The 14909-nt window shown below is 42.1% G+C and carries 20 protein-coding genes; 7 read left to right on the forward strand and 13 right to left on the reverse strand.

The features are described 5' to 3' along the window. Window positions 1-80: 80 nt before the first annotated feature. Both BKK48_RS00725 and BKK48_RS00730 read left to right on the forward strand, forming a co-directional pair. The gene (locus BKK48_RS00725; protein WP_077426314.1) at window positions 81-2816 is read left to right on the forward strand and encodes a YdbH family protein; all 2736 of its coding nucleotides are present in this window, start codon (window positions 81-83) and stop codon (window positions 2814-2816) included. Next, complete coding sequence (locus BKK48_RS00730) at window positions 2800-2994, forward strand: YnbE family lipoprotein (RefSeq protein WP_077426315.1); 195 nt, start codon at window positions 2800-2802, stop codon at window positions 2992-2994. The genes BKK48_RS00725 and BKK48_RS00730 overlap by 17 nt, the downstream gene beginning before the upstream one ends. Before the next feature lie 58 nt (window positions 2995-3052). On the opposite strand, the gene BKK48_RS00735 is transcribed toward BKK48_RS00730, so the two are convergent. From BKK48_RS00735 to BKK48_RS00745, 3 genes are read right to left on the reverse strand one after another with little or no spacing between them, the layout of a single operon-like run. Beyond that, window positions 3053-3409: a DsrE/DsrF/TusD sulfur relay family protein gene (locus tag BKK48_RS00735; RefSeq protein WP_077426316.1), complete on the reverse strand. Its 357-nt coding sequence runs from the start codon at window positions 3407-3409 to the stop codon at window positions 3053-3055. A gap of 56 nt (window positions 3410-3465) precedes the next feature. Continuing rightward, window positions 3466-4761 carry an NCS2 family permease gene (locus tag BKK48_RS00740; RefSeq protein ID WP_077415875.1) on the reverse strand — a complete coding sequence of 432 codons (1296 nt, stop codon included), beginning with the start codon at window positions 4759-4761 and terminating at the stop codon, window positions 3466-3468. Between the two features lie 16 nt (window positions 4762-4777). Then, window positions 4778-5731, reverse strand: a complete 954-nt coding sequence (locus BKK48_RS00745) for an oxidoreductase (RefSeq protein WP_077426317.1) — start codon at window positions 5729-5731, stop codon at window positions 4778-4780. A 57-nt stretch (window positions 5732-5788) separates the two neighbouring features. On the opposite strand from BKK48_RS00745, the gene ybaK reads away from it, so the two are divergent. Then, window positions 5789-6265 (forward strand): Cys-tRNA(Pro) deacylase, encoded by a 477-nt coding sequence (ybaK, locus tag BKK48_RS00750; RefSeq protein ID WP_077426318.1) that lies wholly within the window; start codon window positions 5789-5791, stop codon window positions 6263-6265. Window positions 6266-6348: 83 nt separating this feature from the next. On the opposite strand, the gene BKK48_RS10110 is transcribed toward ybaK, so the two are convergent. Then, complete coding sequence (locus BKK48_RS10110; RefSeq protein ID WP_279625933.1) at window positions 6349-6474, reverse strand: hypothetical protein; 126 nt, start codon at window positions 6472-6474, stop codon at window positions 6349-6351. Continuing rightward, a complete protein-coding gene (locus BKK48_RS00755; RefSeq protein WP_077426319.1) occupies window positions 6444-7049 on the reverse strand; it encodes a DedA family protein in 606 nt (201 codons plus the stop codon). Before BKK48_RS00755 ends, BKK48_RS10110 begins: the two co-directional genes overlap by 31 nt. Window positions 7050-7258: 209 nt before the next feature. Between BKK48_RS00755 and rplY the strand changes: the two genes are divergently transcribed. From rplY to BKK48_RS00770, 3 genes are all read left to right on the forward strand, one after another. Further along, window positions 7259-7546: a 50S ribosomal protein L25 gene (rplY, locus tag BKK48_RS00760; RefSeq protein ID WP_077426320.1), complete on the forward strand. Its 288-nt coding sequence runs from the start codon at window positions 7259-7261 to the stop codon at window positions 7544-7546. A 240-nt stretch (window positions 7547-7786) separates the two neighbouring features. Beyond that, window positions 7787-8722, forward strand: a complete 936-nt coding sequence (locus BKK48_RS00765) for a KpsF/GutQ family sugar isomerase (protein ID WP_077426321.1) — start codon at window positions 7787-7789, stop codon at window positions 8720-8722. A gap of 9 nt (window positions 8723-8731) precedes the next feature. After that, on the forward strand, window positions 8732-9274 hold the full coding sequence (locus tag BKK48_RS00770; protein ID WP_077426322.1) for a KdsC family phosphatase: 543 nt from the start codon (window positions 8732-8734) through the stop codon (window positions 9272-9274). 54 nt (window positions 9275-9328) lie between these two features. Here BKK48_RS00770 and BKK48_RS00775 read toward each other — a convergent pair whose 3' ends face one another. Continuing rightward, the gene (locus tag BKK48_RS00775; protein ID WP_077426323.1) at window positions 9329-10015 is read right to left on the reverse strand and encodes a hypothetical protein; all 687 of its coding nucleotides are present in this window, start codon (window positions 10013-10015) and stop codon (window positions 9329-9331) included. Between the two features lie 110 nt (window positions 10016-10125). Here BKK48_RS00775 and yfaE point away from each other — a divergent pair, with 110 nt between their 5' ends. Further along, complete coding sequence (gene yfaE, locus BKK48_RS00780) at window positions 10126-10374, forward strand: class I ribonucleotide reductase maintenance protein YfaE (RefSeq protein WP_077426324.1); 249 nt, start codon at window positions 10126-10128, stop codon at window positions 10372-10374. Here the strand turns inward: yfaE and dapB are convergent. From dapB to BKK48_RS00815, 7 genes are all read right to left on the reverse strand, one after another. Then, a complete protein-coding gene (gene dapB / locus BKK48_RS00785) occupies window positions 10369-11181 on the reverse strand; it encodes a 4-hydroxy-tetrahydrodipicolinate reductase (protein WP_077426325.1) in 813 nt (270 codons plus the stop codon). The genes yfaE and dapB overlap by 6 nt on opposite strands. Before the next feature lie 14 nt (window positions 11182-11195). Next, window positions 11196-11825, reverse strand: a complete 630-nt coding sequence (locus BKK48_RS00790) for a homoserine/threonine efflux transporter (protein WP_077426326.1) — start codon at window positions 11823-11825, stop codon at window positions 11196-11198. 1 nt (window position 11826) lies between these two features. Continuing rightward, entirely contained in the window at window positions 11827-12312 is a 486-nt protein-coding gene (locus tag BKK48_RS00795) for a phosphatidylglycerophosphatase A family protein (RefSeq protein WP_077426327.1), read from the reverse strand. Window positions 12313-12314: 2 nt separating this feature from the next. Next, window positions 12315-13319: a thiamine-phosphate kinase gene (thiL, locus tag BKK48_RS00800; protein ID WP_077426328.1), complete on the reverse strand. Its 1005-nt coding sequence runs from the start codon at window positions 13317-13319 to the stop codon at window positions 12315-12317. 69 nt (window positions 13320-13388) lie between these two features. Further along, entirely contained in the window at window positions 13389-13823 is a 435-nt protein-coding gene (nusB, locus tag BKK48_RS00805) for a transcription antitermination factor NusB (RefSeq protein ID WP_077426329.1), read from the reverse strand. A 2-nt stretch (window positions 13824-13825) separates the two neighbouring features. Continuing rightward, the gene (gene ribH / locus BKK48_RS00810; RefSeq protein WP_077426330.1) at window positions 13826-14299 is read right to left on the reverse strand and encodes a 6,7-dimethyl-8-ribityllumazine synthase; all 474 of its coding nucleotides are present in this window, start codon (window positions 14297-14299) and stop codon (window positions 13826-13828) included. A gap of 120 nt (window positions 14300-14419) precedes the next feature. Beyond that, the gene (locus BKK48_RS00815; protein ID WP_077426331.1) at window positions 14420-14860 is read right to left on the reverse strand and encodes a YcgN family cysteine cluster protein; all 441 of its coding nucleotides are present in this window, start codon (window positions 14858-14860) and stop codon (window positions 14420-14422) included. Between the last annotated feature and the right edge of the window lie 49 nt (window positions 14861-14909).

Raw genomic sequence — 14909 nt, forward strand, 5'->3', positions numbered from 1 at the left:
GCTATGTCTTAACATGATTTTTTAATCACGATGATTTCGGTTACAATAGCGTGCGAAATAAACAAAATAATTGAGGAAATATGCGAAAGGGTCGCCGTTGCGCTGTATTGGCGTTGATGCTTTTAATTGGGGTAATTTCTTTGCCGTGGTGGATTTCACCAAAGCAGATTGAACAGGCGATAAATTATTTCCTCCCCTCGGATTATTCTGTGCAACTTGCCGATAATTGGAAGATAAATACCCAAGGTTTCAGCCTCCCTCGGTTACAAGTCAATTCAGAAAAATGTACGCTGGCCGATCTCTATGATATTCAGCTTGAGGGTTGGCTTTCTCCCCATTTAGTGGTGGAAAAAGCGGTGGTTGATTATGCCTGTATTCAGGCAATGCCTGCAAATCATGATAAAACACCGATAAAATTGACCGCACTTTTTGCCACCATCCCCACCTTTGAAATGCAGGTGAAGCAATTTCAACTCTCAAAGGCAAGTGTTCTTGTTCCCTCCATGTTTCAAGATATTCTCAATGCCGATATTTCCGCCACGGCAAATCGTCATGGGGATCAATTCCAACTCAATTTATCCGCCCAAAATGACAAAGGATTCGCATTACAACATCAATCTACCCTTTTCCCTCAAGATAATCAGTTTATTTGGCAGGGAACACTCCATTACCAAGCGGAAGAAAACCAAGCTTATCAGTCCCATTTTACTGTTCAATTAAATGATGAAATTCAACAATTACAGCCTAAAGGCGAGATAGCCCTCAGCTGGCAAAATCCTCATTTTTCCGTCAATCACGGCGAGGCCACCTTATCTTGGGAAGGGGAAAATGGTGTGATTAAAGCACAAGATCTCACAAGAAATTCGCCATTATTAGACGTTCCCTTTATTTTTACTCAAAACGGACTGGAGATTTCATGGGGAACCTTCTATTGGACCTTTGATGGTTATCAACCCATTAAAGGATTTTTCGGCTTGTCATTACACAGGCCACAAAAAGGTTGGCTTCCCTTAGGGATTGACACCAATATCATCGTACAAACCTTTGGTGAATATGGTAAAGGCGAAATCGTCATATCCGGTGAAAATGGCGAAATTGGCGGGGGAGAAAAGCAAGATCAGATCCGCTTTAATTTAAAAACCCGTGGTGATTTACGCTATAACAATACGGTGGCTCACACCAATTTAACCTATCATCTCGGCGGCACCTTCGATGATCCTTTACTTCGCTTTAATAGCGGATCTATTTTTAAAATGGATAATCAACAGCAGGATTCAAACATTCACCTACGGCTGCCTTTAGATAATGTACAAATCACCCAATATGGATTGGACGGTCGATTGCTGGCGACATTACAAGGCAACACCGCACAATTTTCCAATATTGATCTTACGCTTGATGGACAAGCGGACGAATTTATTGCCGGGATTAAAACCGTATTTGAATTACAAGATCCTCAACAAAAATTACAAAATACAGAAAAAAAGGCCAATAACCGATGGGATTGGACAATTAAGGGTAATGCTTATTGGCATACCCTAAAAACCCCAATCAACCTGCAAGGGGTGGGATTTTGGCAAGGCCATTATATTGAACTTAATCAACTCACCGCCTCTTCAAATAAGGTGAATACCAACGGTGTGAGTATGGCGCCCCTTTCTTTGCAGCTGAAAGATCGCCTACGCTGGGATTATGAAAAATCCCATATTCGTGGTTTATTACAAGCCAAAACCGATTGGATTGCCTTTGATTATGGCGGACGTTTTAACAAACCTGTTTTTGGTGTTGGTATTGATGGCGAAAGCATTGGGCGTTTTAACGTAGCAGGCGATTTAAAAGCCGGCTCCCTTGGCCCGATTGATTTACTCGCCCGCTATGAAAATCAAACCCTGAAAGGGGAAATCAGCTGGAAAAAACAATCCGCTAAGGTTTTCCAATCCCTTTTTCCTCAGCAATGGGGCTGGTTAATTCATCGGGGAGAAATCAAAGGCACGGGCAATTTTCATATTGATCAGGAAGGGATCGGTATGCAGGGGAATTTACATCTGCATAACGCGAATATTTCCTTTCCGGACGGAGAAATTGAAGATTTAGAAATTGCCTTTCCCCTCAATTACCAACAAAACCGCCTACAAAATTCAAGGAAAAACCCTATTAAGGTTTCCATTCGTAATATGAGAAAAGGGGAATTATTCCTCACCAATGGCGAATTTCAGCTATCCGGTCGCTATCCTTATAGTGCGAAAACACCGCTTACCTTGAGCAAAATGAAAATCGGTCTATTTGGTGGAGAATTAACCCTTGATAAACTCAATTTTCCACAAAATGAAATTGCCACCATTAAATTACATCGCATTGATCTAAGCCAACTGATGGCAATGGCACAATATCATCAAGTCCATTTAACCGGGCGAATGAATGCCACACTTCCCTTTTGGCTGAATCATCCCGCTTGCCTGATTTGCAATGGCAGGTTACAGCAAAGTGATAAAATGCGGATAAAATTGGACGATGAAGTGGTAAACGGATTAAAAAAAGGGGGCTGGACTGAAAGCCTGATTGTGGATTTATTAAAAGAAATGGAACTTGAAGAGGCTTATGCCGCTCTGAACCTCGCCGCTAACGGGCAAATGAATTTACAGGCTACAATCAAAGGATTTAATGTGAATACCCCTACGCACCACCCCATCACATTAAATTATCATCATCAAGAAAATATGTTTGAACTGTGGAATATGATTGACTACGGTGCACAATTTGAACAAAATTTACAGTATCGACTTTATCAACACTTAGAACATGAAAAAACTCCTTAAAAATCGACCGCACTTTTTTATGGCTTTATTTTCCCTTAACTTATTAGCGGGCTGTACACCGACTATTCAACTGGATACGCCCAAAGAAGGGATCACTATCAATATGAATGTGGTGGTCGATCACAATATTCATGTGACAATGGACGAAAAAGCCAAAGCGGCCATAGAAAATAAATAGAAAATAAAAAATAGAGAGAAAATAAATGGCTTACTTTTGTAAGCCATTTATTTTCTCGCTAGAAATTCAGCACTTTATCTGCCTCAACTGTCCAATCGGCAAGCTCAACCAATGTGCCGATTTCCACCCCTTCCGCCAAAGGTAAATCCGTGATCCCCCGTGCGTTAGTACAGGTTTTGCAAAGTTTTACCACCGCACCTTGTGCTGTTAGAATTTCCAGCATTTGTTGTAAATGATAGCCTTCTGCCGGATTTTGTTTCGCTAACCCACCACTCACCGCATCAGACATTAAAAATAACTTCAAATTGACCGCACTTTTATGCTGTTCCTGCAATTGTAATGCCAAGCGTAACGCACTGAAAAAATGCTCATCACCATAAGGTGAGGAATGAATAATAAAAAGAATGTTTTGCATAATATGTCCTCTTCTCTTTAAATGTGAAAAGGGCGAACTTTCGATCGCCCATAAAATTATCCCACCCAAACAAATTTCGCAATAAATAAAAGGGAAACCACCCAAACCGGGGCGTTGATTTCTTTAATGCGGCCGGTGCAGGCTTTCATAATACAATAGCTGATAAAGCCAAAGGCGATGCCTTCTGTGATGGAGTAAGTGAAAGGCATCATCGCCGCAGTGATAAATGCCGGAGTGGCCTCCGTTAAATCATCCCATGACACACGAATAAGGCTGGATGCCATTAAAATCCCCACATAAACCAATGCACCGGCCGTGGCATAAGTTGGCACAACAGCAGTGAGCGGCGAGAAAAAAATCGTCAGTAAAAATAGCACACCCACGGTCACCGCCGTTAAACCGGTACGCCCGCCCACAGAAACGCCTGCCCCACTTTCAATATAAGTACTGATAGCTGAAGTTCCGATATAGGAACCGCCCACGGCACTCATACTATCCACCAGTAAGGCTTGTTTCATTTTAGGAAAGCGACCTTGTTCGTCACTAATGCCGGCTTTATCGGTGACGCCTAATAAAGTACCGGAAGAATCGAATAAATTGACTAATAAAAATGAAAAAATAATGCCAAGCAATGCGGTGTCTAACGCACCGGCAATATCCACTTTACCCACCACCGTATCTAATGCCGGGGGCAGAGAAATAATGCCATTAAACATCACATTATCATCTAACCAAAGGGCAAGCCCGGTGACCACTGCAATAGAGATCAATACCCCTGAAAAAATATTGCGGGCAGCTAATACCACAATAATAAAAAAGCCCAATACACCCAGTAGCACTTTAGGATCGTGTAAATCCCCCAGTGCCACTAATGTGGCAGGGTTGGCGACCACCAATCCCATATTTTTAAAACCAATTAATGCGATAAAAAAGCCAATTCCCGCACCAATTCCCACACGAATACTCAAAGGGATAGAGGCCATTAGCCAATAACGCACTTGCAACAGGGTAAGCACCAATAATCCGACCGATCCCCAGAAAATCGTCCCCATGCCAATTTCCCATGAGTAGCCTAATTTGCCTACAACCACATAAGCAAAAAAAGCATTCAACCCCATTGCCGGTGCAAGGGCGATAGGCAGATTACTGAATAACCCCATCGCCATTGTCCCTATACCAGCAATTAAACAGGTCGTCACAAACACCACTTGTTTGTCCATACCGGCATCGCCTAATATGGATGGGTTGACAAAGACAATATAAACCATGGTAAAAAAGGTGGTGATCCCGGCGATAATTTCGGTTTTCGGGTTCGACCCTTTTTCACGCAATTTGAAAAGTCGTTCTAACATAGTTGTTCCTTAAAAATTAATAACCTTGATGATAAATGGCTTCTAATAACTTCACTGAAAGCTGTGCGAGATGAAAACGTTGATCATCGCCTACCGTCCAAAATTCAATCCCATTTTCCACCGCATTGACTTGGCTGATATGCAGTTTCACCTGGGAAATCTCACTCTCAATCTCACCACTTATCACGGGCGTGATAAGCTTTTCATGATACTGTACGAATTCGCTTTCTTGAGGTTGGAAATCGATCTCATAATCTGAAAGTGCGGTCACTTTTTGTGCCATACCATAAAATACCGGTACTTGAACAGCATGAAATACCACGCTATCGATTTGAGGGAAAATTTTTCTAAATTGCTGTGATAACGATGAGCTATGCTGCGGATGAACATCGAATGCCAAGCGGGTTTCCGTTTCCTCCAAGGGAATACCATTAAGCAATCGTGCCGTTTGCCCTGCAAGCTTTGTCACCGTTTCGGCGTTCTGATAGGAAGCAGGAAGTAACGAAGTAGCAAAAATACCTGTAAGCTGGCCGGTTTGTAATAAAGGATAAACCGCTAAAGCCAGTTGGCTAACTTGAGGATCCGGTAAGCTCACAATATGACGTTGTCTTAATTCAACAAGATCCACTTCGTTAATACTTGGCACCACTACCGGCACATCAGAAAGCGTACTACAAACCCCTTTCATATCAATAACAATGCAACCCTGCTCTGCGGCATCGGCGATATGGGCGGCCTGCTCCACAGCGCCTGCGAAAAAGAGATAATCCACCTCACGCCAATCCATTTCCGTTGGAGAACATTGTGCAACAGCTTTATTTTTAAAACGAATGCCTTGTTCTTCTTCAAAAGGATAAATTTCTACAATCAATAATTTTTCAATTGCCAGTTCGCTTTTTTCAAGGGTTTCGGCAATTTTCTCACACAATTCAAATTCTGCCGCAATGGCAATATTTAGGCTTGCATCCATTTTTTTCTCCGCTATAAAATAAGCGATCCATTCTACAAAAAAAGGGATAGAAATAAAATGACACCGGCAATTGATTTACTTAAAAAACAGAAAATTCCTTTTATTCTTCACACCTATGATCACGATCCTAACAATACCCATTTTGGTGATGAGGCGGCGGAAAAACTGGGAATTGATCCACATCGTTCTTTCAAAACCTTACTGGTGGCGGAAAACGGTGATCAAAAGAAACTTGCCTGTTTTGTTTTACCGACTGCCAATATGCTCAACCTGAAAAAAGCTGCCAAAGCCATTGGGGCTAAAAAAGTGGAAATGGCAGATAAAGATGTTGCTCAAAAAAGCACGGGATATTTAGTGGGGGGAATTAGCCCGCTCGGCCAAAAGAAACGGTTAAAAACAGTGATCCATTCAAGTGCACTCGACTTTGAAACGCTCTATGTTTCAGGGGGAAAACGAGGATTAAGTGTGGAACTCTCTGCAACGGATTTAGCGAAACTATTAGGTGCTGAATTTGTGGATATCGTGGATGAATAACCCTAGCCTTCTTTGCCACCAAATAGCAAAATTGAATAAGCGAAAGAGAAGAAATCATACTACACCAAATATAAAAATGCCTTTCACAAGCAACGTTGGAAAGGCATTAAGGAAAGCGATAAGACCAATCGGTTTGACATCATTAAAATATTGGTATTTTTGACCGCACTTTGATGGATTAATCCCCCTGTTTTTTCGATTTTCTCCACTTCCAAACCAAAAACAGCGCCACTGCGGCGATAAGCACATAAATAACCATTTGTCCCCGTTGAATTTGCTCATGTAACCAATCTAAATTTTTGGCACCAAATTCCCCAAGATAAACCCAAATAGGCACGGAAATGATGGCGGCACAGAAATCAATAAAAACAAAACGGGTGTAGCTCACACGGCGTGTAATCCCTGAAACCATATAAATCGGTGCGCGTAATCCCGGTAAAAAACGGGCAATAAATAACACCCGATTGCCATATTGTGCAAATTTTTCACGCACCATTTTTAAGCGTTTTAACGTCACGATTTTTCGCATTAAGCGAAAGCGTAAAATCTTTGTGCCATAGATGCGTCCAAGCCAATACATACAGGAATCGCCGGCTAAAACACCAAACATACTCACCAACAACATCATATGAACATTGATACTTTCAGGATAAAGCCCGGCGATAACGCCGCCTGAAACGAGGGTAATATCTTCAGGAATCGGCACACCAAAACCGCAGATAATTAAAACAAAAAGTACCGCCCAATAACCGTAATCAGTAAAAAAACTAATAAGAAATTCCATTTGCCTCTGCTCTGTTAATTTTCTCAAAGGATAAAAACTGTGGGCTATTCTAATCTTTTCCTGTTCAATATCCTAGAAAAAGTTTGCCTTAATAATGGGGATCTTTTATAATCTGCGCCCTCAAAGTTTGGACTTTGAGCCAAGTTAGGAAAATTGCTGGGTCGCCTGCAATTTTTTAAGATTAAACATGATTTAAAGAGAACATTAACATGGCATTTAAATTTAACGCTGAAGTTCGTTCAACGCAAGGTACGGGTGCGAGCCGCCGTCTGCGTCACAATGGTCAAATCCCTGCGATTGTTTACGGTGGTAAAGAAGCACCGGTTTCAATCATCTTAAACCACGATGAATTAAACAACGCACAAGTTCACGATACTTTCTATTCTGATGTGATCACCTTAGTGATTGACGGTAAAGAAGTGGCGGTGAAAGTACAAGCAATGCAACGTCACCCGTTCAAACCAAAATTGGTTCACATTGACTTCAAACGTGTCTAATTAAAGGGGAATGCCAAAATACGAAATTTTGGTTAGCCTAGTCAAAATAAACCCGCTGTTTTTAGCGGGTTTTTTGTTATTCAAAGCAAGTGTTTTCACCTCAATCCCCTACTCTTATCCTACACAGGGTGTCATCGCTAATGAATATTAAATAGCCTATCAGATGAAATATTATACTTTTGTAAAATGATGAATATCCGTTAAAATTAGCGGGATATTAACCGCACTTTAGGAATATTCATGAACTATCTGCAAATTGCACGAGATACCCTTTCCGTAGAAAGTCTTGCCCTCACTCAATTAAGCCAACGTTTAGATGAAAATTTCAACCAAATTGTTGAACTGATTTTGGCTTGTCAAGGGCGTCTTGTCATTGGGGGCATTGGTAAATCCGGTTTAATTGGTAAAAAAATGGTCGCTACCTTTGCCTCCACCGGTACGCCAAGTTTTTTTCTTCACCCAACTGAGGCGTTTCATGGTGATTTGGGAATGCTCAAGCCAATTGATATTGTCATGCTGATTTCTTATAGCGGTGAAACCGATGATGTCAATAAACTCATTCCAAGTTTAAAAAACTTCGGTAATAAAATTATCGCCCTCACCAGCAATAAACACTCAACCCTTGCCCGCCATGCGGATTATGTTCTAGATATTACGGTTGAGCGTGAAGTTTGCCCGAATAATCTTGCACCAACCACCTCGGCGCTGGTCACCTTGGCATTAGGCGATGCCCTTGCGGTATCCCTTATCACGGCGAGAAATTTCCAACCTGCTGATTTTGCTAAATTTCATCCGGGTGGTAGCCTCGGTCGCCGCCTACTTTGCCGGGTAAAAGATCAAATGCAAACCCGCTTACCGATCGTTTCCCCTGAAACGAATTTCACTCATTGCTTAACCGTGATGAATGAGGGGCGAATGGGCGTGGCATTGGTGATGGAAAAGACACAATTAAAAGGCATCATCACCGATGGGGATATTCGCCGTGCTCTCACAGCCAATGGTGAAGCCACCCTGAAGAAAACCGCACAGGATTTTATGACAAGTTCACCAAAAACGATCAATCAAAACGAATTTTTAGCGAAAGCAGAAGATTTCATGAAAGAGAAAAAAATTCATTCTCTTGTGGTGGTTGATGATGAAAACAACGTTGTCGGCTTAATCGAATTTTCAAGCTAAGGACAGCCCATGCAACAAAAACTCAAAAAAATTAAATTGGTGATTACCGATGTGGACGGGGTGCTTACTGATGGACTGCTCCACTATGACGCCCATGGCGAAGCTATTAAAAGCTTCCATGTGCGTGATGGTTTAGGCATTAAAATGTTAATGGAAGCGGGAATTCAAGTTGCGGTGCTTTCCGGTAGAGATTCGGCAATTTTACGCCGCCGCATTGCGGATCTTGGCATCAGCCTATTCTTTCTTGGTAAATTAGAAAAAGAAAGCGCCTGTTTTGAATTAATGAAACAAGCCGGTGTCACCCCTGAAGAAACCGCTTATATTGGCGATGATAGTGTAGATCTCCCTGCTTTTGCCGTCTGCGGGCTTTCTTTTGCGGTGGCTGATGCCCCTGTTTATGTAAAAAATACCTCCAACTATGTGCTTTCCCTCGGTGGGGGGAAAGGGGCATTTCGTGAAATGTCGGATATGATTTTAACCGCTCAAGGTAAATCGGCGGTCTTTGACAGTGCCCAAGGGTTTCTAAAATCCGTTAAAAATATGGCGCAATAAAATATTTCTTGGCTAAAAATCCCTCAAAACTGAGGGATTTTTCTCATTATTTTCTTACCAGCAAAACCGTTCATTGACATGATTTTCTAACCGCTCTTGTTGCCATTTTTCTTTATTTTGGGGATCGGCGAAAAATGCCTCCTGCTCCTTCAAACGAACCTTTAATTTGGCTTCCGCCTCTTTTAAAGCGCTATGTCGATCTTGAAATTTAGAAGGTAAAGCTTTCAGCAAAACAATTTCATAGGGATGCGCAATCGTCCAATTTATCGCATCTTCTGCCAATTGACGCTGTTTGTTCAGATCACAAAAGGCATAAGGATTGATAAATTGCCCCACGATTTGGCTAAAGCCTGTATTTTCCGCTACGCTCGCCTTAGGCAAATCCAAAACATACAATGCAGTAATTAAACGATTTTGTCCCCGATAAAACCATTTCACCGCCTCATCACGCAATCCAAAATCATAGGCTCGAGCCGATAAGGTAAACAATGTGATCGGAGAAATGCGGGCTGAATTTTCTTCCACAAATTTGACCGCACTTTGATACCCTTTTAAGCTATTTTCCCGTAAAAGCGCATCAAGTTGCTTATGCACGAAAACATTTTGGGCTTTGCCTTTTTCTGCGGAATAATAAGGTTTGACATAAATATCGATAGATTTGACCGGCGCTTTGCTCATCGTCGTGCAAGCAGTTAGACCAAGTGCGGCAAACATCATCGCTATTTTTAAGATTAATCTCATCATACCTCCATCAAAAAATCATGGCTTGTTGCATAAAAGTGCGGTGGATTTTAACAGAGTTTTCTCTTTTTCCTATATAATGACGCCATACATTGACGATGAAACAGAAAATGAAAATCCACTTAATTCGCAGCCAAACCACCCTTGATTTCAATAATGAAACAAGCCTACTCGACCACCTCGAACGTCACAATATTCACCATGAATACCAATGCCGTAGCGGTTATTGTGGTTCCTGCCGTACGAAGATCAAAAAAGGCAAGGTATCCTATCCGGAAACACCCCTTGCCTTTATTCAACCTAATGAAATTCTATTATGTTGCTGCCGTGTGGAAACGGATCTTGAATTGGAATTATAGATTATTCAAATCCAACACATCCGTCATATCAAATAAACCATAGGATTGGTTTTCCAACCATTTCCCAGCCCGCACCGCCCCATTGGCAAAGGTCATTCGGCTAGAGGCTTTGTGGGAAATTTCTACCCGTTCGCCAATATCTGCAAACCAAACGGTATGCTCGCCCACCACATCAGAAGCACGAATAGTTGAAAAGCCAATTTCATCTGCTTTACGTTCACCGGTAATGCCTTCACGGCAAAATACGCCATGGGTTTTCAGATCACGCCCCAAGGTTTTTGCAATATGCTCTCCCATAGAAAGCGCTGTGCCTGAAGGGGCATCTACTTTATGACGATGATGGGCTTCAATGATTTCAATATCGCAATAATCCCCCATCACTTTGGCGGCTTTTTCCAACAGTTTGAAGACCAAATTCACCCCAACGCTGAAATTAGAAGCAAAAACAATAGCGATTTTTTCAGCGGCCGCTTGAATAGCCACTTTGCCTGCTTCATCAAATCCGGTGGTTCCAATCACCATTTTTTTATTATTCGCCACACAAAACACCATATGCTCAAGCGTGCCTTCCGGACGGGTGAAATCGATCAATAAATCAAAGGCATCTTTTTTCGCCTCGAGATCATCCGATACCGCTACACCAAGCTGTCCGATACCGGCCAACTCTCCCGCATCCGCACCCACCAATGATGAGCCTTTGCGTTCAAAAGCCGCTCCTAATTCTACGCCTTCTGCTGAATGAACCGCTTGAATAAGCTGACGCCCCATTCTTCCGCCGGCACCGGCAATTGCAATTTTTAATGTCATTGTTACTTCCTCTTTTAATCAATCATCTCTATGATACCACTATAAATTAACAGCCCACCAAAGAACAAAAATACCATCCCTGCCAGGTTATCAATATAACGGCTATATTGGCTATAAAACTGTTTTGCAATACGCCGTGAAAAAATAAAAGAAATCAGGTAAAAATAAAAAAACGTCACCAAGACAATTAACCCAAATGCGATCCCCATTTCCCAGATTTCCGTCATTTTCGCCAACACGAAAGACATCACACTGGAAAAATAGACCACAGCTTTTGCATTGGATAAATTCACCAACAACCCTTTTAAAATTTCTTTTTTGGCATTAGTTTGTTGATTTAACTCTTCAGCTGAAAGCGGTTTAAACTCGGCATTTTGTTTACTACGCACCAATAAAAAACCGAGATAAGCCAAATAGCTTCCGCCCAATATCATGATCACACCATGCAATGCCGGCAAAGTGGCAAATAACACCGTCAAACCCAGCATGGAAACGGCCGCCCAAAATGCCACGCCGAGGGTAATGCCAATAATGCCATAAACCGTATTTCGGCGAGAATTGCTTGCTGCCATTCGGCTTACATAAAAGAAATCCGGCCCCGGTGTCATTAAACCAAATAAATGCACAATGAGTAAATTTAGCACTTTATCTCCACATTTGAATTAAGAAAATCACAGCGACCCCATAAATTGCCGCCAATACATCATCTACCATAATGCCGAAACCGCTTTCTAATTTTTTATCAAAAAATCGGATCGGGAAAGGCTTGAGAATATCAAAAAAACGAAAGAGGATAAATGCCGTTAAAATCCAAAGCAAAGATAAGCTTGGGATTGCGGCAAGCACGATAAACACACCGACAAACTCATCCCACACAATCGCCCCGTGATCATGCACGCCCATATCCTCAGCGGTTTTTTGACATAAATAACAGCCGAAAACAAAGCAAAGTACGGTCAAAATTAAGAAGGTTTTTGTTCCCAAAAGGGCGAGTAAGATAACGCCTAATAGCGTGCCAAGGGCACTACCCCAAGTGCCGGGAGCCGGATGAAGCAAACCGGAACCGAACCCCACCGCAAGCAAATGAATGGGATTTTTTAAACTAATTCGTTTTAATGGATTATCTTCCATGCTTATTCCTTGAAATGATCGAAACCAAGATTTGCTAAATAGTCGATCGGCTCACCGTCACGCAAAAAACGGATGGAAAACTGACCGCACTTTTCCTTTTCTAATTTTTCTTCAAAGGCAGGCACAATACGCCCGATACAGGTGCAAGGGACATCAAGATTTTTTAATCGGCTTTCGAACAAAGGCTGATTTTCAGGTGGAATAGTAAAACACAATTCATAGTCTTCCCCACCGCTTAAAGCGAATTGCTCGGCTTGTTTACGATCATAGCGGTTTAACAATGAGGAAGAAAAAGGCAAACGGGCAAGATCAATTTCCGCCGCACAATGACTGCGTTTAAGAATATGCCCAAGATCAGAATACAATCCATCGGACAGATCAATTGCTGCATGGGCAACACCAATAAGGGATTTGCCAAGAGCAATGCGTGGTGTGGGGCGAAGATGGCGTTGTTGTAAAAATTCTTCGTCAAAACCAATCGCACTTTTGCCCGATAAAATCTGTTGCAAACCGGCAGCACTATCGCCCAATGTGCCGGACACATAAATTAAATCTCCGACTTTGGCTTGATGACGGCATAGCGCCTTTCCTTTTTCCACCAGCCCTTGCGCCGTAATGGTAACAGATAGCCCACCTTTTGTGGTGTCACCACCAATTAATGTGACGTTGTAATCTTTCAATGTCTGTAACAAACTTTGGCTAAATAGCGCAAGCCAATTTTCATCTACTTTCGGTAAGGTTAAGGCAAGAGAAACCCATTTAGGCTCTGCGCCCATGGCGGCTGAATCGCTTAAATTCGTTGCCACCGCTTTATAGGCTAAATCTTCCGGGCTAATGGAAGGCAGAAAATGGGTATGTTCCACCATGGTGTCAGTGGTGATTGCAACCCAGTTATTTTCAGGAACCGTGACTAACGCACAATCATCACCAATGGATAAATGAACCCTATCATCCCTTTCCATTTGGGGCTGCTCAAAATAACGCTTGATTAAATCAAATTCACCCATTGCCGTTGCTTACACTTCCAAAAACAAAAAAGCACGCGTAAACACGCGCGCTATTTCCACAAACTCAATTTATTTACGCCCTAATGCCGGTGCGATTTTATCTAATACACCATTAATATATTTATGGCTGTCGTCCGAACCGAACACTTTTGCGACTTCAATAGCTTCATTAATCACCACTTTATAGGGCACATCAAGTTCAAAACGCAATTCATAAACCGCTAAGCGCAAAATCGCTTTTTCAATAGGATCAAGTTCCTCAAAGCTACGATCAATATAAGGGGTAATGGAAAAATCCACAATTTCCCTATTTTCTACTGCTTGGCGGAATAATTGATGAAAATATGCTTTATCCACACCATTCATATCTTGATCAAGCACAAAGGCAAGTTCGACTTCTTCCGGTGTATTGCCGGAAATCGCCCAAGAATACAACGCCTGAACAGCACATTCACGCGCCCGACGACGGGCTGATGGTTTTTTCACGGGTTTCTGTTCTGCCATTGTTATGCCGCATCAATTTGCTGAAGAAGATTGATCATTTCAAGGGCAGTTAATGCCGCTTCTGATCCTTTATTACCGGCTTTCGTGCCTGCACGCTCAATAGCTTGGTCAATATTTTCCGTGGTTAATACACCAAATGCCACGGGAATTTCCGCTTCCATTGCCACTTTGCCCAAACCACTGCTTGCTTCACCGGCGACATATTCAAAATGCGCCGTGCCGCCACGAATTACTGTGCCTAATGCTACAATCGCATCAAACTTTTTGCTTTCCGCTAAACGACGGGCAACAAGAGGAAGCTCATAAGCCCCCGGTGCACGCACAAGGGTAATATTTTCATCTTTCACTTGACCGATACGTTTTAAAGTATCGACCGCACCTTCTAATAAACTTTCATTAATAAAACTGTTAAAACGGGCAATCACCACGGCTACTTTTGCTTGAGGTGCGGCAACAACGCCTTCTAAAACTTTCATAATTTTTCCTATGTTAATCATCCTAATAAATTGGTGGCAGATTCTAGCACAAAAATGACTGCCTATCAGCATTTATATTGGGGCTGTGTTAAACCAAGTGCGGTCATTTTTTGAGGGGGTTTATTCCTCATCAATCACAAATTCAAACCAATCGATCACGTCATTTTCATGAACGCCATTAGCAATGAAAATCCCCGCATTTTTCACCGATTGTTCATCGCCCGAAATCAGCGGATGCCAATCAGGCAAAGCTTTCCCCTCATAAAGTAGCCGATAAGCACAGGTCGCCGGCAACCAATGAAAATCGGGCAAATTCTTTTTAGTGAGTTTTGTGCAATCTTTTTCAAGGCGAAAACGTGCCGAATAATGACCGCACTTTCCCGTTTCTAAATTCAACAAATTACAGGCAATACGGGTGTAATAAAGTTTCTGCCGTTTCCCATGCCCTTGGATATATTTGCGATAACAACATTTCCCGCACCCATCACACAAGGCTTCCCATTCTAAATCATTCATTTCAAGAAGGGATTTGGTTTGCCAGAAATTAGGTTCAAATTGCATAATAATTTGTTAAGAAAAGTGCGGCCAAAAACGCTTGTGATTTTGACCG

It is taken from the genome of Rodentibacter heidelbergensis, from assembly GCF_002000125.1.
GTDB classification, from domain to species: domain Bacteria; phylum Pseudomonadota; class Gammaproteobacteria; order Enterobacterales; family Pasteurellaceae; genus Rodentibacter; species Rodentibacter heidelbergensis.